The organism is Rhizomicrobium sp. (assembly GCF_056722145.1).
This window is the reverse complement of sequence record NZ_JBWZET010000247.1, coordinates 1-17,473: the sequence shown is the minus strand read 5'-3', so window position 1 is coordinate 17,473 and position 17,473 is coordinate 1. Positions and strand designations below refer to the sequence as shown.

Here is a 17,473-nt window from a genome sequence, read left to right as displayed (position 1 = left end):
CTCGCCACCCGCGGCACCGCCAAGGTGCTGGAAGCGGCGGGTCTCAAGGTCAAGGCGATCAACAAGGTCCGGGAGGGGCGCCCGCATATCGTCGACGCGATCAAGAACGGCGAAGTGCAGCTCGTCTTCAACACGACGCAAGGCGCCCGTGCGATTTCGGACTCGATGTCGATCCGGCGCACCGCGCTGACCATGAAGGTGCCCTACTACACCACCATGGCCGGAGCCGCCGCCGCGACCGAAGCCATCGCCGCCCTCAGGGCCGGAACCCTCGACGTGCGCCCGCTGCAGTACCGCCCGCCCCAGGAAGATTTCCTGTCGGACTGACCGAGCCCTCCGCCATCCTCGAAAAGACCCGTCACGACCGCCAAGGCGCGGACTGGCATGAACGCCAGTCGGCGGACCGGGAGCGACTCATGGACAGCAACCGCATCAAGGCGTTGGCCACAAGCTTGCCACAATCGGGCTGGGACCGGCCGGAGGTTATCAGGCCTTACCGCTTGGCGTTGCTGCGGACTCTGTCGTCGGGACACTTTCTACGCAAGGCAAGCCGCGCAAACATTTAACCTCGGCCACGTACTATTCAACGACTGGAAGACGCGGCCGTTTGCAGCCATACTGCTGGTCGTAAACGCCCGAACGGGCAGTCTTGCTGGCCCCGGCCCTTGAAGTCGGGGCCGTGGGGCCTTACATTTTACCCGCTTCTGCTTTGTGTCGGAGCGATATAGCGCTGGCAAAACAGGGCATTAACAAAGTTTCTTCACTGCCGCATCTGGCCTCTGGGCCTCGCTTGACGCGGGAGGGAGAGGCTTTGACGATATCAGGATAGACAGACCATGGAACGCTTACCGATGACCGCTGCGGGCTACAAAGCCCTCGAAGTGGAGCTCGATCAACTGAGAAACGTCGAACGCCACGAGATCATCAAGGCGATTGCGGAAGCGCGTGCGCATGGCGACCTCTCCGAAAACGCCGAATATCATGCCGCCAAGGAGCGCCAGGCTTTCATCGAAGGCCGCGTCATCGAACTGGAAGACCAGATCGGACGCGCCGACGTCATCGATGTGTCGAAGCTGTCGGGCTCAACCGTGAAATTCGGCGCCACCGTGACCATCGTCGACGAAGACACCGACGAAGACCGCAAGTTCCAGATCGTCGGCGACTTCGAGGCCGACGCCAAGAACGGCCGCATCTCGATCTCATCCCCGATCGCCCGCGCCATCATCGGCAAGAACAAGGGCGACACGGTGGAAGTCGCCACCCCCGGCGGCGCACGGAGCTACGAAGTCCTCAAGGTCGAGTGGATCTGACGCAAATGCCCATTCCCCTCGCGGGAGTGTAACTGCGCGCGACAAAGCACGCTTCCCGCGCGTACGGCAGGAAGCGTGCGTTTTCGTCAACCGGTGGGCGAACCGCCGTCCCAACATGCGCTGCCCGGGCTGAGATCGTCCTACTTGGACGGTTCGAACTTGATCGGAACCTTGATCGAGCCGGTACGCGACCCGACCGGCAGCGCCTCGGCGACGCACATCGCCGCCTTGTCGAATCCGGCCGCCGGTGTCGGCGCATCCACGACCTTGCAGTCGGTCAGCTTGCCGTCAGCCGCAGTGCATTCCAGCATCACGCTGGCCGCTTTCGAAGAACTCGCAAACTTGGAGGCGCAGGAAGCAAACTGTTCCGCCAGGCTGCCAGCCACCGCCGGTGTCGCGATCAACATCGCCACGGCGGCACCGCCAGCCAACACGCCGAATCTCATCGTGCTCATCTCAACCCACCCGTTAGAAGCCTTCCGGTCTGAGCGCCGGATGGGCACACGATAAGTGTCACTGATTAAAATTCCGTCGCCCCGCCTAACCAATCGGCGAGCGGCGGCAAGCTTGATTAACGGACTATTACCGCCGCGCCTGCGCTTAACCGCGCAGCAGCAATTCCGCGCACGTTTGTTGTTAAGCCGCTGGTGAGCATCTCTGGGCGATAGTGCTGCGTCCGGGTGGGTCCGGACGGGGGAACTAAACAGGGATTGGCAGTAATGGGTTTTCGTCTGGCGGATATGCCGCTTCTCGTGAAGATCGCCTTCGCACCGACCGTCGCGCTCATCGCGCTGGCTGGCGTGGCGTGGGTTTCCATCAACGCACAAAAAGATTCCGCGCAGGACCTGCGCAACGTCGTCGACGTCGAAATGGTGAAAAGCCTGGAGATGAAGAACGTCGCGCAGCGGATCCAGGATGCGCACGGCCAGGTCTACATGCTCCTGACCCATCAGGCCGGCAAGATCGATACCGGCAAGATCGACGCGCAAACCAAGGATTTGATCGCGGACTTCAACAGCATCGAAGCGAGTCTGAAGGCGCTCGAGCCGAAGATGAACGCCTCGCAGAAACCGCTGCTGGTCAAGCTCGAAAAGCAGGTCGATGAGACCAAGAGCGCCGTCGACCTCGTCGGCTCGATGATGAGCGCCGACTTCTCGGCCGCGGTCAGCTTCATCGATCCGTTCGAGAAGAGCTATCAGGGCATGCTCGCCACCCTCGATCAGGTGGTGAAGTCGACGCAGGAACAGACCAACGCGCAGGCCCAGGCCAGCGCCGCTCATTCCGCCGCGACGCAGAATTCGATCCAGACCATCGCGCTGCTGACCCTTCTGCTGGTCGGCCTGATGGCGGCTCTTTCCGTCATCATGCTGCGTCACGACGTCAAGAAGATCGCCGATGCGACCGAAACGCTCGCCGGCGGCAACACCAACGTCGATTTGGAAGCCATGGAACGCCGTGACGAGTTCGGCGCCATCATCAAGTCGCTGGAGGTCTTCCGCGACAACGAAGCGCGCCTGGTGGAAGCCCGTCGCGATCAGGAAGAGACCCGCAAGGCGGTGGACACCGTCGTTGCCGCTCTCGCCAGGGCGCTCAATAGCCTGGCGGCCGGCGACCTCACCCATCGCATTCGCGACGAGTTCAAGGGCGGCTATTCCAAGGTGCGCGACGACTACAATGCCGCGATGCACAAGCTCGAAGACACGCTGCGCGTCATCTGGCAGGTGATGTTCAACGTCCAGAGCGGATCGGCCGAGATCAGCCGCGCTGCCGACGACATGTCGCGCCGCACCGAGCATCAGGCTGCAACCCTCGAACAGACCGCCGCCACGATCGACAACATCACCGCGACCGTGAAGCGCACCGCCGAAGGCGCCATCAACGCCCGCGACGCCGTTTCGACCGCCAAGGAAGACGCCACCCGCACCGGCCACGTCGTCACCGACGCGGTTTCGGCGATGCATGAAATCGAGAAGAGTGCGGCCCAGATCGGCCAGATCGTCGGCGTCATCGACGAGATCGCGTTCCAGACCAACCTGCTCGCCCTCAACGCCGGTATCGAAGCGGCGCGCGCGGGCGATGCCGGCAAGGGCTTTGCGGTGGTGGCGTCGGAAGTCCGCGCCCTGTCGCATCGTTCCGCCGACGCCGCCAAGCAGATCAAGTCGCTGATCGGCACCTCGACGACCAAGATCAACCAGGGCGTCGGCCTGGTGGTCGAAGCCGGCAAGGCGCTCGACCGCATCGTCACCCAGGTCACCGAGATCAACGACGTCGTCAACGAGATCACCGCGTCGGCCCAGGAAGAGTCGAACAGCCTCGCCCAGGTCAACACCGCGGTGGCCGAACTCGACGGCGTCACCCAGGGCAACGCGGCGATGGTCGAAGAGTCGACCGCCTCCAGCCATTCGCTGGCGACCGAGACCGAAAACCTCGCCAACCTGCTCGGCCGCTTCAAGGTCAACGGCGTCGATGGCCAGATCATCGCCAGCCAGTCGGCGGCGCCGGTCAAGAAGGCGCGGCCCGTTGCCGAAAAGCCGAAGCTGGCGCCCAAGCCGATGCCCAAGCGCGAGAAAATCGCGGTCAACGCCGCTCCGGCCGCCGCCGAAGCCGCGCCCGCCGATGACTGGGTCGAGTTCTAGACCTTCGTAAAGTCGGGGTATCTCCCCCGTTGCCAATCCCCTCTCGGAGCAAGGTTCACCGCCTTGCTCCGTTTCTTTTGGCTAACTGTCATCCCCGGCCGAGTGCTCCGATGCGCGTAGCGCTGAGGGGGCGCGAGGGAAAGGGGATCCAGGTTGCGCAGGCAAGACGATTTCAACGGGTCTGCAGATCGCCACGAGCGTCAGTGCTTCCCCACCACCTGGGTCCCCGGTCGCGCTCGACAGCTGCGCCGCCATCGCTTGCCGGGGATGACAGCCTTACGCCTTCGGCAGCAGTTTCTCGATGGCGTCGAGATAGGTGACGAAGGCGGTGCGGCCTTTGTCGGTGAGGGAGACGCGGGTCAGCGGCTTGCGGCCGGAATAGGTCTTCTCGATTTCGACATAGCCCGCCTCTTCCAGCTTGCGCAGCTGCACCGACAGGTTGCCGTCGGAGGCCGAGAGCTTGGCCTTCAGTTCGTTGAACTCGGCACTGCCGCTGCCGGACAGGTACGCCATCACGCCCAGCCTGAGCCGTCCGTGAATGACGTCGTCGATCCGGCTGATGTCGAACTCGTCGCTCATGGCTTGGCTTGTTCCGACACCAGCTTAAGGCCCGGCAGGGTCAGCAGCAGCAACAGGCCGGCGCCCATGCCCAGCACCTGCGACGTGGTGTTCGACAGCAATGCCATGACGACGGCGAAGGCGAACGCGCTGATGCCGGCGATAAGCATCCAGCGGCGCTTGCCCAACGCGCCGTTGGCGAGCCAGGCGGTGCCGTAGAACGCGAAGATCACCGGCACGAATCCGGCCTGAACCACCGGTGCGTTCAGCCGCCAGGCGACGATTTCCACCGTCGCGAAGCACACGATCACGCCCAGGCCACAGACGCCCCAGATCACACCGAACGTGGCGCTGGCGCTGCCCTGCCCGATCGCGTTCTGGACGGCCCGCATCCGCACGAACAGGAAGAACCACACCACCCAGAACACCGCGAAGGCCACCAGCCAGAGATAGACCTGCCCCCAGCCGTGGATCGGCAGCACGTCCTGATAGCCGAGCCACGACACGACACAGGCCAGTCCGAACACGACACCGGCGACGACCAGGAAGATGCCGCCCAGGATCGGACCCCGGCGCCCGCTTTCGGCCATCTGGCGCAGGAAAGAGATGTCTTCACGCAAGGAGGTTTCGTCGCCCATGTCGATTCTCCGTATCACAGTGGTAGGTTTACGCCTGACCGGCGATGGCGCGCCAGACCCCGCCTTCGAGCGGACGCCTGCTCGCCCCGATGAGCAGCACGAAGGTGACGATCACGCCGTAAACGAACTCGGACGAGCCCACTTCCATCAGATGCGCCGCACGCACCGGCCAGGGGAAAAACGAGGTCGGATAAAGCAGCTGCGCCGCCGACATCACCGAGAACAGGATGCCCATCACCAGCGCACGGCGTCCCAGCGAGCCCTGAAGGCGGGTGACGATGAACAGCGCGATGATTGCCCACAGCGTGCCGCGCAGAATCTGGAACAGCACCGTCGGCACGAAGGCGATGTGGATGCCGTTTTCGTAATAGGCCCGCACCGCCGCGCTCTGCCAGGCGATAAACATTCCGGCGCCGTAGTAGAGGACGACGTACACGATCGCCATGATCGCGATGCGCCAAGTGAGCGAGGCCGGCACCGGCGTCGCCTCGGCCGGCTCAGGCCAGAACAGCAGCGCACCGGCGATCGCAACGACCGCCGCGGCGATGGCGGCGACTTCCGAAATGTGCCCGATCTCCGCCAGCGGCAGCTTCAGGCTTTCGTTGAACCACAGCGTCTCGATCTGCATCATCGCGGTGCTGATCAGGAAATAGCCGGCGAACAGCAGCAGCGAGAGTTTGAGGCCGCGCACCCGGGCGCTGGCGGCGACCGCGGCCATCGCCACCGCGATCAGGCCGTTCACGACCAGGAAGGCCTCTCCCGTGGTCAGCGGTCCATCGACCAGCGGCGGCGGCAGGTTGATGTGCACAGCCATTCCGCCAACGATGCATCCGGCGAGCGCGGCGATCCACAGCACAACCGTCTTGAGCACCCACAACAAGGCGGCGACGGCAGGATTGCGGTGTGCCAAAGGCATAGCGAGTTCGGTCATCGGTTTTCCCTCCAAGGAAGTTTCAGGCGCGCCCGGTCAACAGGCGCAGGAACGAGGTGGTGGTGGTCCGGCGTGTCCCGGCCATCAGTACGACGGTGGCAATCACGCCGTAGGCCGCTTCCGACACGGCGATTTCGACGATGTGCACCTGGCGCACGGCCCACGGCACGACGGGGTTGGGATAGAGAAGCTGGGCTGCGGTCAGCACCGCGAACAGCAGCATCATCACGACGGCTCGGCTGGCGAGCGACCCCTTCAGGCGCGCCACGACATAGAGGGCGATCATCGCCCACAAAGCGCCGCGGAACGACTGGAACGCGAAGGTCGGCAGCGGCCGGATGTGAATGCCGTGGCCGTAATAGGCGCGCACGACTTCGCTCTGCCAGGCGATGAAGAACCCGGCGCCCCAGTACAGCGCGACATAGACGAAGGTCAGCACGACGAGACGCGCGAGCAAATGCGACGGCACCTCGGTCACCGGCTCGGCGCGCGGGCGAAACAGCAGCGCGGCCATCACCGACGTGATCAGCGCCTGCACAGCGGCCTGGGCAACGATCCCACCCAATGCCTCGAGCGGCAGCTTGATGGCGTCGTTGTAGTAGATGGACTCGAGCTGCATTACCGCGGTCTGGATGCCGAACAGCGCCACGAACACCAGCAGCGCCAGCCGCCAGCCGCCGACGCGGGCCCGGCTCGCCAGCAGCGCCAGCGCGATCGCAGCGAGGCCGTTAACCACGAGCATCGCCGCGCCGATGCTGAGCGGCCCGTCGCCGCCCGGCTTCAGCGCCACCGGAATCGCCATCGCGGCGACCACCAGACTGGCGATCAACGTCAGCGCCAAGGCGGCCGTTTTCAAACTCCAAACCGCGGCCGCTTTCGGCAGGCTTTGTTCCGTCCCGGCGGCATCTGCCGCCACATTCGTGCGCATCGGGGCAATCCCTCTCCAATCTGAAAGTGACAATAGCAAAAGTACTTCATAATGTAAAGTACTTCATTGCCAAACCAACCCCTGACCGACTGCCGCACGCCAAGGCTTTGAAGTTAAAAACTCTTTCCTTACCGGGCGGAGGTGTTCACTGTGCGCCTGGATAAGAAGCGCGACCGGAAAACAGGCAATCAGCCGTCCGGCGCCAGCAAAAACCGTGGGGACCTGCCGTGAGTACTGGCGCCAAGAAAGTCACCGAGCTGACCGTCCGAGGGATTCTGCTCGGCATCGCGATCACCGTCGTGTTCACGGCGGCCAACGTCTACATCGGCCTGAAAGTGGCGCTGACGTTCGCCACGTCGATTCCGGCGGCGGTGATTTCGATGGCGGTGCTGTCGGCGTTCAAGAACTCGTCGATCCTCGAGAACAACATCGTGCAGACGGTGGCCTCGGCGGCGGGGACGCTGTCGGCGATCATCTTCGTGTTGCCGGGCCTGATCATCATTGGCTGGTGGGTGGACTTCCCGTTCTGGACCTCATTCGGCATCTGCGCCGCCGGCGGCGTGCTCGGCGTCTTGTTCACAATCCCGCTGCGCCGCGCCATGGTGACGACCTCCGACCTGCCCTATCCCGAAGGCGTTGCAGCGGCCGAAGTGCTGCAGGTGGGTTCGAAGGCGCGCGAAGAGAAGAGCGCCGATTCCAACGAAGGGCTGCTCGCTGTCGTCTGGGGCGCGATCGGCGCCACGGTGCTGTCGTTCGTGTCGTATTCGCGGCTCGGGATGCTCGAGTCCGACGGCACCTTCAAGGCGGGTCCCGGCTATTCGAGCTACGGCATGCAGTTCTCGCTGGCGCTGATCGGTGCCGGCTATCTCGTCGGCCTGTCGGTTGGCGTCGCCATGCTGGTCGGCGTCTTCATCGCCTTTGGCGTGGCGCTGCCGGTGCTGACCGCCGGTGTGCCGTTCCACGGCGATATCGCCGATTTCGTCGAAAGCGTGCGCTCGCATGAGGTCCGCTACATCGGAGCCGGTGCCATTGCGGTGGCGGCGATCTGGACGCTGACCAAGCTCACCGGCCCGGTGATCAAGGGCGTGATCTCGACCATGACCGCGCACAAGGCATCCAAGATGGCCGGCGGCGATACCCGCGACGTCGACCTGTCGCCGTTCTGGATCGTGATCCTGACGGTGGTGGCGCTCGCCTTCATCGGCTGGCTGCTGCAGACCTTCCTCGCCCCGACGCCGCTGGCGGCGAAAACCGCAAGCCTGATCTGGACCGCCCTGCCCTTCATCTTCATCGGCGGCTTCGCGGTAGCGGCGATCACCGGCTACATGGCGGGCCTGATCGGCGCCTCCAACAGCCCCTTGTCGGGCGTCGGCATTCTGGCGGTCATCATCTGCGCCACGCTGTTCATGGCGGTGGCCGCACCGGGCGGCCCCGGCGAGCGCAAGGCGCTGGTGGCGTTCGCGCTGTTTGCGACGGCGGTGGTGTTCTCCATCGGCACCATCTCCAACAACAATTTGCAGGACCTGAAAACCGGCCAGCTCGTCGGCGCGACGCCACGGGCGCAGCAGTGGGCCCTCATCATCGGCGTGCTTGCCGGTGCGGTGGTGATCCCGCCGGTGCTGAACCTGCTCAATCAGGCGAGCGGCTTTGCCGGAGCGCCCGGCGTGATCTCGAAGAACGCGCTCGGCGCGCCACAGGCCAATTTGATCGCCGCGCTGGCGCAGGGCGTGATCGAGGGCAACATCCCGTGGAACCGCATCATCGAAGGCGGCTTCGTCGGCGTCGGCCTGATCGTGCTCGACGAAGTGCTGGGCCGGCTGAAATGGCTGCGCCTGCCGCCGCTCGCCGTCGGCATGGGCATCTATCTGCCGATGGCGGTGACGCTGCCGGTGGTGATCGGCGCCGTGATCGGGCACCTCTTCGACATGTGGGCCAACCGCAGCAAATCGCCCGAGCATGCCAAGCGGCTCGCGGTGCTGGTCGCGTCGGGCATGATCGTCGGCGAGAGCCTGTTCGGCGTGCTCTATGCCGGGCTGATCGTGGCGGCGCAGGTCGGTTACATCAAGGTGGCTGACCCGGGGTCACCTATCGCCGTGATCGGCGCCGACTTCCCGTGGGCGACCGCGATTGCGTGGGGCACCTTCGGCGCGCTGATCGCGCTGTTGTATGGCTGGACGATCCAGCGCGTGAAGAAGGCGGTTTGAAATTAGAAAAAACTGAGCGGGTACTGCTGCCTCGTTTATGTGCAAATCATTGGCAGGCACAGGAAATGTTCGCGTCACGGCGACGCATCGCGGCACCCGCTCCAGAATTCCTTAGACGTTAGCTGATTAGAATCCGCCGGTTGTCACCACAGTCGGATTCCTAAGTGAGTATTCCTGGCCTTCATATCAAAGAGATCACGGTCCGCGGCATCGTCCTCGGCATCCTCATTACGTTCGTCTTCACGGCCGCGAACGTCTACATCGGGCTGAAGGTCGCCTTCACCTTCGCGACGTCCATTCCAGCCGCGGTGATTTCGATGGCGGTGCTGTCGGTCTTCCGCAATTCGACGATCCTCGAGAACAATATCGTGCAGACGATGGCGTCGGCCGCCGGCACCCTGTCGGCGATGGTGTTCGTGCTGCCGGGCCTTGTCATCGTCGGCTGGTGGAGCGGCTTTCCGTTCTGGACCGTGTTCGCGCTGTGCGCGGCCGGCGGCGTGCTCGGCGTCCTGTTCACGATCCCGTTGCGCCGCGCCATGGTGACCAACTCCGACCTGCCCTATCCCGAAGGCGTCGCGGCGGCGGAGGTGCTCGAGGTCGGCCACAGCTTCAGCCCCGATGCCAAAGGCGAAACGCGCGTCGGCCTCAAGGCGGTGATCTTCGGCACGCTGGCGTCGCTGATCATGGCCGTCACGCAGGCCACGCGGGTGATGTCGACCGTCTTGCGCAGCTATTTCCAGATCGGCCCGGTTTCGACCGGGTTCACGATGTCGTTTTCGCTGGCCCTGCTCGGTGCCGGCTATCTCGTCGGCTTGTCGGTCGGTGTCGCCATGCTGCTCGGCGTCGCCATTGCCTGGCTTGGCGCGGTGCCGATCCTGTCGGCGCTGACGCCCCACGACGGCATCCCGCTCAGGACCTTCGTGCATGACATCTGGTACAACAAGGTCCGCTTTATCGGCGCCGGCGCGATGGGCGTGGCCGCGCTGTGGACGCTGGTCAAACTGGTGGTGCCGGTGGTGCGCGGCGTCATCGCGACCGTGAAGGCATCGCACGCACCGCTGAACCCCGACGACAGCCGCGACCTCGACCTGTCGCCGCGCTGGATCGCCGGCTTGTCGGCACTATGCCTCGTGGTGGTCGCCGTACTGCTCAACATTTTTCTCGGCGGCACGCCGTTCGCCGGCAACGCCTGGAGCCTGACCGCATCGCTGTTGCCGTTCGTCGTCATCGGCGGTTTCGCGGTGGCGGCAGTGACGGGCTACATGGCGGGGCTGATCGGCGCCTCCAACAGCCCGATTTCGGGCGTCGGCATCCTCGCCATCCTGATCGCGGCGACGCTGCTGGTGGCGCTGGTCCACACCTCGGCCGCCAACACCCGGCCGCTCGTCGCGTTTGCGCTGTTCACGACCGCGATCGTGTTCGCGATGGCGACGATCTCCAACGACAATCTGCAGGACCTGAAGACCGGCCAAATTCTCGGCGCCACGCCGCGGGCGCAGCAGATCGCGCTGATCATCGGGGTCGTCGCCGGCGCCCTGGTGATCCCGCCGGTGCTGAACCTGCTCAATCAGGCCAACGGCTTTGCCGGCGGGCCACGCCCCGATACCGCGGTCGGCGCAGCGCTGTCGGCGCCACAGGCCAATTTGATCGCAACGCTGGCGCGCGGCGTCATCGAGCAGCAGCTCGACTGGCGCATGATCGGCATCGGCGCCGGCATCGGCTCCTTCGTCGTGCTGCTCGACGAATATTTCGGCTGCCGCAAATGGCTGCGCCTGCCGCCGCTGGCGATCGGCATGGGCATTTACCTGCCGATGGCGGTGACGGCGCCGGTGGTGCTCGGCGCCATGCTCGGCTGCGTTTTCGACCGCTGGAGCGCCAAGCGCCGTCCGGAAGGCCGCGGCCGCACGCCGGAACAGACCCGCCGTCTCACCGTGCTGATGGCCTCGGGCATGATCGTCGGCGAGAGCCTGTTCGGCGTCTTCTATGCCGGCTTCATCGTCGCCTCCGGCAAGGCGGCCCCGCTCGCCCTGGTCAGCGAAACCTTCGGCCCCGCCCCCGCCATCGGCTGGATGATCTTCGCCCTGATGATCCTCGAACTCGGCGGCTGGCTGGCACGACGGGCAAGGACGTAACGTCCGGCATCTCGAAAAATCTTTAAAATGGGGTCAGAGTGGATTTTCGGAGCCAGCCCCTCGATCAGGCCCGGTGGCCAGCGGGAAAAATCCACTCTGACCCCATTTCGCACCCCCTCCTCGCCACCAGCGCCTTCATCTCGGCGATCTCGACAAATCGGCCGTCGGGGGACAGCGCTGCCAGGGCGGCGCGCAGCTCGGACTCGAACGCGGCGGCGCGCATCCCCAGGGCTTCGGGCGAGGTCACCGACAGCGAGGCGGCGTAGCCGACGATGTCGTCGGCGGTGGATTCCCGCCGTACGATCTCGCCCAGGGTCTCCAAATGGGCGAAGGGTGATTCGAGCAAAATCGACTCATGGGAGCGGTGGGCGGGGTCGGCGCGCTCTTTGCGGTGCGGTGCGGCGTCGGCGCCGTAGCGGGAGGCGACTGTGTCCAGGGCGGTCCGCCAGCGGTTTTCGCCCGTGGTCAGGAACTCGTCATCGAACAGCGCCAGCGCCCCACCGGGCAGCACCAGGGCGTCGAGCGCCGCGGCGGTGGCGGCCCGGTCCATCCAGTGGAAGGCCCGCCCCATGGTCACCAGCCGGAAAGGTCCGATCCCCGGCGGCATCGAAAATGAGCTGCCGAGCAGCGCCCGAACCGCCAAATTTGCCGCTTTCGCAGCGTTATTGAGGGCTTCCAGCATCTCGGGCTCGGGGTCGATGGCGGTCACCGCCATCCCGGCCTGAGCGAATTTGAGGGCCAGCAGCCCCGGCCCGGCGCCGAGGTCGAGCACCGGATCGCCCGGCTGAAGTCCGACCGCGGCGATGACGCGGCGAATCAGCCCGTCGGGATAGCCGAGCCGAAACCGGGTGTAGGCCGCCACCGTGGTACGGAACCGGCGGGGTTGAAATTCTTTGAAATCAGACATGTTCCGATCCGTCATTTTGCTTTGCGCGCGGGCACCTTATAGTGGCCCCAGCATTCATTGAGCCCGAGCCATGGCGAACATTGCACTCGTCGACGACGACAAGAACATTCTGGCCTCCGTCCAGATGCTGCTGGAGCAGGAAGGTTATCACATTCGAACCTTCTCCGATGGCGCTTCGGCGCTGACGGCGCTGACCGCGACTCCACCCGATCTGGCGATTCTCGACATCAAGATGCCGCGTATGGACGGCCTCGAACTGCTGCGCCGGCTGCGTCAGGTGCAGGAGAACATCCCGGTGATCTTCCTCACCTCCAAGGACGAGGAAATCGACGAGTTGATGGGCCTCAACGCCGGTGCCGACGACTACATCAGGAAACCGTTTTCGCAGCGCCTGCTGCTGGAGCGGGTGAAAGCGGTCCTGCGCCGCGCCGAAGCCCACAAGGCGGCGCCGGCCGGAACGCCGGAAGCCAAGAAGGAAGCCCTTATCCGCGGCAAGCTGGCGCTCGACCCGCAGCGCCACGAATGCACCTGGGAAGGCAAGCCGGTGCGCCTGACGGTGACCGAGTTCCTGATCCTGCAGTGCCTCGCCGCGCGCCCCGGCTTCGTGAAAAGCCGCGACAGCCTGATGGACGCCGCCTACGACGATCAGGTCTATGTCGACGACCGCACCATCGACAGCCACATCAAGCGCCTGCGCAAAAAGTTCAAGCAGGTCGACGACAGCTTCGAGGCGATCGAAACGCTGTACGGAGTCGGATACCGGTATCGCGAAATCTAGGTCTCGCGATCCGGCGGAATACGTTGGATGAAGTTCTTCGGCCCCAAGGGTGAACCCCGCCACTCGGTTTTGCGGTGGCGCATCATCCTTCTCAACACCATCGTGTTCGCGGTGATCATCGCGGGCGTGACCTGGGTGCAGACGAGCCGCGCCAATCTGGTCGACGAGCGCGTCACCGGCGTCGAGGAAGAGACCCGCGTCGTCGCCTCGACCCTGTCGGAATACGCCACCCTGACCGAAGGTCGCGGCATCAACGTGCAGAGCGCCAACGCCCTGCTGCGCGATCTGGTCGGCCCGACGCGGCTGAGGGCCCGGCTCTACGACACCGACGGCCAGCTCATCGTCGACACCCGCTACATCCTCTCGCGCAATGCGGTGCAGGTCGCCGACCTGCCGCCGATCGACCGCTGGAGCCGGTTCAAGCGCTGGTGCGAAAGCGTCTATGAATCGATCATGGGCATTCGTCCAAACCAGCATTACGAGCCCTATCTCGAAGGCGGCGACGACGGGCGGGTCTATCGCGAAGTCAACGCCGCGATGGAAGGCAACGTCACCTCGACCAAGCGCGTCGACGAGCACAACAAGCTGGTGCTGTCGACCGCCGCGCCGGTGCAGCGTTTCAAGGCGATCCACGGCGTCCTGTTCGTCTCGACCGAAGGCGGCGACATCGACGACATCCTGCGCCTGGAACGGACCAAGCTGATCGAGGTGTTCGCGATCGCCACCTTGATGATGCTGATCGCCTCCTTGTGGCTGTCGTGGAACATCGCCGAACCGATGCGCCGCCTCGCCGAGGCCGCCGACCGGGTCCGCCGCGGCAAGGCCGGCCGCGAACAGGTGCCCAACATGAGCGACCGCGGCGACGAAATCGGCGAACTCGCCGAAAGCATGAGCGCCATGACCCGCGCCCTCTACGACCGCATCGATGCCATCGAAAGCTTCGCCGCCGACGTCGCCCACGAATTGAAGAATCCGCTGACCTCGCTCAGGAGCGCCGTCGACATGTTCACGCGCGCCACCGACGAGGACAGCCGCGTGCGCCTGCTCGGCATCGTCCGCGCCGACGTCAAGCGCATCGACCGGCTGATCACCGACATTTCCGACGCCTCACGCCTCGATGCGGAACTCAGCCGCGAGACCGCCGCCGCGGTCGACATCGCCAAGCTGCTGGAGACCATCGTCGAGATTTACCAGATGATGGAGCTGCCGCGCGGCGTTCAGGTCGCGCTCAAGCTCAATCTGCCCGCTGATGCCGCCGTGATGGGGCGCGACGAGCGCCTCGGTCAGGTGATCCGCAATCTCGTCGACAACGCGGTGTCGTTCAGCCCCAAGGACGGCACGGTGACGATTTCCGCCCACACCGATCCGGGCTGGATCATCATCACCGTCGACGACCAGGGCGTCGGCATCCCGCCCGAAAATCTCGAAACCATCTTCAAGCGCTTCTACACCGAGCGGCCGCAGGATCACGATTTCGGCAAGAACTCCGGCCTCGGCCTGTCGATCGTGCGCCAGATCACCGAAGGCACCGGCGGCCAGGTGTGGGCCGAGAACCGGCCCGAGGGCGGCGCCCGCTTCGTCGTCCAGCTGCCGCTGGCGGTATCATGGCAGTAACCGTCAACATCCACGCGACCTGTGTCCGCCTCGGCAAGGCGGGGGCGGCGTTCGGCGCGCCGGCGTCGTGCGGGGTTCTCATTATCGGTCGCAGCGGCAGCGGCAAATCCGACCTCGCGCTCCGGTTGATCGCGGCGGGGGCGAAGCTGGTTTCCGACGACCGTACCGATCTGTACGTTGCGCGCGGCCGTCTCTACGCAAAACCGCCTAAGCGGATTGCCGGATTGCTGGAAGTGCGAGGCGTCGGCATCCTCGAAGTTCCTTCCGCAACGCAAACGCAGGTCACTTTGGTGGTCGAACTCGGAATAGCCGTCCCGCGCCTGCCCGAACACCGTTCTTTTGCGGTCCCTGCGGCCCTGCGCCTCCCCCCGGAGAGCGCGCCACCGGTTATAAGCCTGCGCTCCTTCGAGGCCTCCACACCGGCCAAGGTGGTGGCCGCGGCGGCAGCCTACGCAAAGGGCTTGCACCGGGACGACATCAACCCAATTTAATACTACCGGGGCTTAGAATGGTTCTTTATCGTTCCGCCTCCTTCTGGACTGGATCATGATCGGTATCGTTCTCGTCACCCACGGCCGGCTCGCCCACGAGTTCATTTCGGCCATGGAGCACATGGTTGGCCCGCAGAGTCACTTGCGCGCCGTCTGCATCGGCCCCGAAGACGACATCGAGCGCCGCCAGCGCGAAATCGCAGCGGCGGTGAAGTCGGTCGATCTCGGCGACGGCGTAGTGATCGCCACCGACATGTTCGGCGGCACGCCCTGCAATCTGGCGCTCACCCTCCTCGAGAAAGGCAAGATCGAGGTGCTGGCGGGCGTCAACCTGCCGAGCCTGATCAAGCTGTGCGACGCGCGCACCCGCCAGCCGCTGGAAGTGGCGGTCAACGACGCCATCGAGGCGGGCCGCAAATACATGCGCGCCGGCTCGGCCGACCTGTTCGGCGGCGCCTGAGCGATGATGTCCTGCTGCAAGGCGACGGCGAAGATCGTCAACAAGCGCGGCCTGCACGCGCGGGCCTCGGCCAAGCTGGTGGAGTGCTCGTCGCGCTTCAAGGCCCACATCACGGTGTCGAAAGACGGCCAGTGCGTCGATGCCCGTTCGATCATGGGCCTGATGCTGCTCGCCGCCCCGATCGGCAGCGAAGTGGAAATCTCCGCCGCCGGCGAAGACTCGCAAGAAGCCCTCACCGCGATCCTGGCGCTGGTGGAAGCCAAATTCGGCGAAGACTGACGCCTTCATTCCTCCCCCAATTGTCATCTCGAACGCGCCCATCCCTTCTTGTCATCCCGAACGCGCCCCTCCCTTCTTGTCATCCCCGGCAAGCGAACGGCGCAACGCGCCCGAGCGGTGACCCAGGTGCCTGACGCTTCGCGCTTTCGACGATGACCCGCGCTTCGTCTCCTCAGAAATCGTCTTGCCGGATATTCCTGGGTCCCCGGTCCTTCGCGCCTCCGCCGGGGATGACACCAAAAATCACGCCCGTCTTATCGGCGCTGCGGTTGATCCGCGGATGATCAGTTCGTGCGGGAAGATCAGGCTGGCGGTTTCCAGCGGTTCGCGGCGGATCAGGGCGGCGACCACGGCCTCGGTCATCTCCGCCAGCGGCTGGCGGCAGGTGGTCAGTTGCGGCCACATTGCGCGGGCGAAGGTGGAATCGTCGAAGCCGGCGATGGAAAGGTCTTCCGGCACCCGCAGATTGAAGCGCAGCGAGGCGGCCAGCACACCGGCGGCCATGTCGTCGTTGGCGGCGAGGATCGCGGTCGGACGGCTCGGCAACGCCAGCAGCACCTCGCCCGCTTCCATGCCCGAGCGATAGGCGAAATCGCCCGGCACGATGAGCTCGTTCTCGATCGCGAGATCGTGGGCGTGCAGTGCCCGGCAATAGCCTTCGAAGCGGGCGCGGGCGTCGGCGTGGTCGGTCTCGCCGTGGACGAAGCCGATGCGCCGGTGGCCGAGCCCGATCAGGTACGACGCCATGTCGAAAGCGGCTTCCGCGTTGTCCATGTCGACATCGATGAAACCGGCGGTGGGATGCTCGGGCGAATAGCGCGCGATCGGGGTTTCGGTGTGCTTCAGGGTTTCGATCAGCCCGTCGAGATCGCTGAGCGGCGGGATCAGGATGCCGCCGGCCAGATCGGACTGCACCATCAGCCCCTGCACCTGCTCGGCGAGATTGGGCGCCGACGGTTCGACGTATTCGACGACGAGGTGGTAGCCCTCTTTCTGGCACGCCCGCAGAATGTCCATCTGGATCTGGGCGACGTAGTTCGAGCCGATGGCGGCGCCGTCGATGAACAGGCCGAGCATGAACGAGCGATGGCTGGCGAGCCCGCGCGCCAGCTGGTTGGGATGATACGACAGCGCCCGCATCGCCTCCTGCACCCGCGCCCGCGTTTCGGGGCTGACCACCGGCAGGTTGTTGAGCACCATCGACACGGTCTTGATCGACACCCGCGCCCGCTGGGCGACGTCATAAATGGTGACGGCCTTTTTCTTGCTGCGCGGGGCGGGAGGATTCATGGCGGAGAATGTAGCACAAGGATCGCGGGCGTGTATCTGGCCGCCCGGACGCACGCGTTTCGGCGTCTGGAATTCCGCAACTTGTCAACCCGGACGCGCCCGGGATCAAAGTCTGGGACTGTTTGCCCGCTGCTACTCAATCCATCGGCCAGCATATTGCCGATAGTTTGGCCGATGGTTTGGCCGAATGTGCGATTGACGAAATGGGGTGGCGCTGTCGTACACGTAGGTGCGCAAGGAACGTCACGTCGTAGCCGCAGGCTCGCCCCCTCGTTCATGCCCCCCTCCTATAGCACGGGTTTGGGGTCAGATTAAAA

17 protein-coding genes are annotated in these 17,473 nt (G+C 64.8%); 10 read left to right on the top strand and 7 right to left on the bottom strand.

What is annotated here, in order from left to right:
• Together AC1P6P_RS13365 and greA are read left to right on the top strand one after the other, a co-directional pair.
• On the top strand, positions 1-327 hold a 327-nt coding region (locus AC1P6P_RS13365; RefSeq protein WP_481402941.1), incomplete at its 5' end, for a hypothetical protein.
• 509 nt (positions 328-836) lie between these two features.
• On the top strand, positions 837-1,310 hold the full coding sequence (gene greA, locus AC1P6P_RS13360) for a transcription elongation factor GreA (RefSeq protein ID WP_481402940.1): 474 nt from the start codon (positions 837-839) through the stop codon (positions 1,308-1,310).
• Positions 1,311-1,450: 140 nt separating this feature from the next.
• Here greA and AC1P6P_RS13355 read toward each other — a convergent pair whose 3' ends face one another.
• Complete coding sequence (locus AC1P6P_RS13355; RefSeq protein WP_481402939.1) at positions 1,451-1,765, bottom strand: hypothetical protein; 315 nt, start codon at positions 1,763-1,765, stop codon at positions 1,451-1,453.
• Positions 1,766-2,029: 264 nt separating this feature from the next.
• Between AC1P6P_RS13355 and AC1P6P_RS13350 the strand changes: the two genes are divergently transcribed.
• On the top strand, positions 2,030-3,946 hold the full coding sequence (locus AC1P6P_RS13350) for a methyl-accepting chemotaxis protein (protein WP_481402938.1): 1,917 nt from the start codon (positions 2,030-2,032) through the stop codon (positions 3,944-3,946).
• 276 nt (positions 3,947-4,222) lie between these two features.
• On the opposite strand, the gene AC1P6P_RS13345 is transcribed toward AC1P6P_RS13350, so the two are convergent.
• The 4 genes from AC1P6P_RS13345 to AC1P6P_RS13330 are packed head-to-tail and all read right to left on the bottom strand — an operon-like array spanning position 4,223 to position 7,001.
• Positions 4,223-4,525 carry a winged helix-turn-helix domain-containing protein gene (locus AC1P6P_RS13345; RefSeq protein WP_481402937.1) on the bottom strand — a complete coding sequence of 101 codons (303 nt, stop codon included), beginning with the start codon at positions 4,523-4,525 and terminating at the stop codon, positions 4,223-4,225.
• Positions 4,522-5,142, bottom strand: a complete 621-nt coding sequence (locus AC1P6P_RS13340; protein WP_481402936.1) for a hypothetical protein — start codon at positions 5,140-5,142, stop codon at positions 4,522-4,524. Before AC1P6P_RS13340 ends, AC1P6P_RS13345 begins: the two co-directional genes overlap by 4 nt.
• A 28-nt stretch (positions 5,143-5,170) precedes the next feature.
• Positions 5,171-6,073, bottom strand: a complete 903-nt coding sequence (locus tag AC1P6P_RS13335) for a hypothetical protein (RefSeq protein WP_481402935.1) — start codon at positions 6,071-6,073, stop codon at positions 5,171-5,173.
• Between the two features lie 22 nt (positions 6,074-6,095).
• Positions 6,096-7,001, bottom strand: coding sequence for a hypothetical protein (locus AC1P6P_RS13330; RefSeq protein ID WP_481402934.1), 906 nt, complete (start codon positions 6,999-7,001; stop codon positions 6,096-6,098).
• Positions 7,002-7,228: 227 nt separating this feature from the next.
• Between AC1P6P_RS13330 and AC1P6P_RS13325 the strand changes: the two genes are divergently transcribed.
• Both AC1P6P_RS13325 and AC1P6P_RS13320 read left to right on the top strand, forming a co-directional pair.
• Entirely contained in the window at positions 7,229-9,205 is a 1,977-nt protein-coding gene (locus AC1P6P_RS13325; protein WP_481402933.1) for an OPT family oligopeptide transporter, read from the top strand.
• Between the two features lie 164 nt (positions 9,206-9,369).
• Positions 9,370-11,337 (top strand): OPT family oligopeptide transporter, encoded by a 1,968-nt coding sequence (locus AC1P6P_RS13320; RefSeq protein WP_481402932.1) that lies wholly within the window; start codon positions 9,370-9,372, stop codon positions 11,335-11,337.
• Between the two features lie 64 nt (positions 11,338-11,401).
• On the opposite strand, the gene AC1P6P_RS13315 is transcribed toward AC1P6P_RS13320, so the two are convergent.
• Positions 11,402-12,259 (bottom strand): class I SAM-dependent methyltransferase, encoded by an 858-nt coding sequence (locus tag AC1P6P_RS13315; RefSeq protein ID WP_481402931.1) that lies wholly within the window; start codon positions 12,257-12,259, stop codon positions 11,402-11,404.
• Positions 12,260-12,314: 55 nt separating this feature from the next.
• On the opposite strand from AC1P6P_RS13315, the gene AC1P6P_RS13310 reads away from it, so the two are divergent.
• From AC1P6P_RS13310 to AC1P6P_RS13290, 5 genes are read left to right on the top strand one after another with little or no spacing between them, the layout of a single operon-like run.
• Positions 12,315-13,022, top strand: a complete 708-nt coding sequence (locus AC1P6P_RS13310; protein ID WP_481402930.1) for a response regulator transcription factor — start codon at positions 12,315-12,317, stop codon at positions 13,020-13,022.
• Between the two features lie 27 nt (positions 13,023-13,049).
• A complete protein-coding gene (locus AC1P6P_RS13305; RefSeq protein ID WP_481402929.1) occupies positions 13,050-14,636 on the top strand; it encodes a stimulus-sensing domain-containing protein in 1,587 nt (528 codons plus the stop codon).
• Entirely contained in the window at positions 14,627-15,127 is a 501-nt protein-coding gene (locus AC1P6P_RS13300; protein ID WP_481402928.1) for an HPr kinase/phosphorylase, read from the top strand. The genes AC1P6P_RS13305 and AC1P6P_RS13300 overlap by 10 nt, the downstream gene beginning before the upstream one ends.
• A 55-nt stretch (positions 15,128-15,182) precedes the next feature.
• Positions 15,183-15,587, top strand: a complete 405-nt coding sequence (locus AC1P6P_RS13295) for a PTS sugar transporter subunit IIA (protein ID WP_481402927.1) — start codon at positions 15,183-15,185, stop codon at positions 15,585-15,587.
• Between the two features lie 3 nt (positions 15,588-15,590).
• A complete protein-coding gene (locus tag AC1P6P_RS13290) occupies positions 15,591-15,866 on the top strand; it encodes an HPr family phosphocarrier protein (RefSeq protein ID WP_481402926.1) in 276 nt (91 codons plus the stop codon).
• A gap of 243 nt (positions 15,867-16,109) precedes the next feature.
• Here the strand turns inward: AC1P6P_RS13290 and AC1P6P_RS13285 are convergent, their stop codons facing one another.
• A complete protein-coding gene (locus AC1P6P_RS13285) occupies positions 16,110-17,156 on the bottom strand; it encodes a LacI family DNA-binding transcriptional regulator (protein ID WP_481402925.1) in 1,047 nt (348 codons plus the stop codon).
• Between the last annotated feature and the right edge of the window lie 317 nt (positions 17,157-17,473).

Coding starts and splice junctions, on each gene's coding strand:
- greA (WP_481402940.1), top strand. CDS start 837: ATGGAACGCTTACCGATGACCGCTGCGGGCTACAAAGCCCTCGAAGTG.
- AC1P6P_RS13355 (WP_481402939.1), bottom strand. CDS start 1,765: ATGAGCACGATGAGATTCGGCGTGTTGGCTGGCGGTGCCGCCGTGGCG.
- AC1P6P_RS13350 (WP_481402938.1), top strand. CDS start 2,030: ATGGGTTTTCGTCTGGCGGATATGCCGCTTCTCGTGAAGATCGCCTTC.
- AC1P6P_RS13345 (WP_481402937.1), bottom strand. CDS start 4,525: ATGAGCGACGAGTTCGACATCAGCCGGATCGACGACGTCATTCACGGA.
- AC1P6P_RS13340 (WP_481402936.1), bottom strand. CDS start 5,142: ATGGGCGACGAAACCTCCTTGCGTGAAGACATCTCTTTCCTGCGCCAG.
- AC1P6P_RS13335 (WP_481402935.1), bottom strand. CDS start 6,073: ATGACCGAACTCGCTATGCCTTTGGCACACCGCAATCCTGCCGTCGCC.
- AC1P6P_RS13330 (WP_481402934.1), bottom strand. CDS start 7,001: ATGCGCACGAATGTGGCGGCAGATGCCGCCGGGACGGAACAAAGCCTG.
- AC1P6P_RS13315 (WP_481402931.1), bottom strand. CDS start 12,259: ATGACGGATCGGAACATGTCTGATTTCAAAGAATTTCAACCCCGCCGG.
- AC1P6P_RS13310 (WP_481402930.1), top strand. CDS start 12,315: ATGGCGAACATTGCACTCGTCGACGACGACAAGAACATTCTGGCCTCC.
- AC1P6P_RS13305 (WP_481402929.1), top strand. CDS start 13,050: ATGAAGTTCTTCGGCCCCAAGGGTGAACCCCGCCACTCGGTTTTGCGG.
- AC1P6P_RS13300 (WP_481402928.1), top strand. CDS start 14,627: ATGGCAGTAACCGTCAACATCCACGCGACCTGTGTCCGCCTCGGCAAG.
- AC1P6P_RS13295 (WP_481402927.1), top strand. CDS start 15,183: ATGATCGGTATCGTTCTCGTCACCCACGGCCGGCTCGCCCACGAGTTC.
- AC1P6P_RS13290 (WP_481402926.1), top strand. CDS start 15,591: ATGATGTCCTGCTGCAAGGCGACGGCGAAGATCGTCAACAAGCGCGGC.
- AC1P6P_RS13285 (WP_481402925.1), bottom strand. CDS start 17,156: ATGAATCCTCCCGCCCCGCGCAGCAAGAAAAAGGCCGTCACCATTTAT.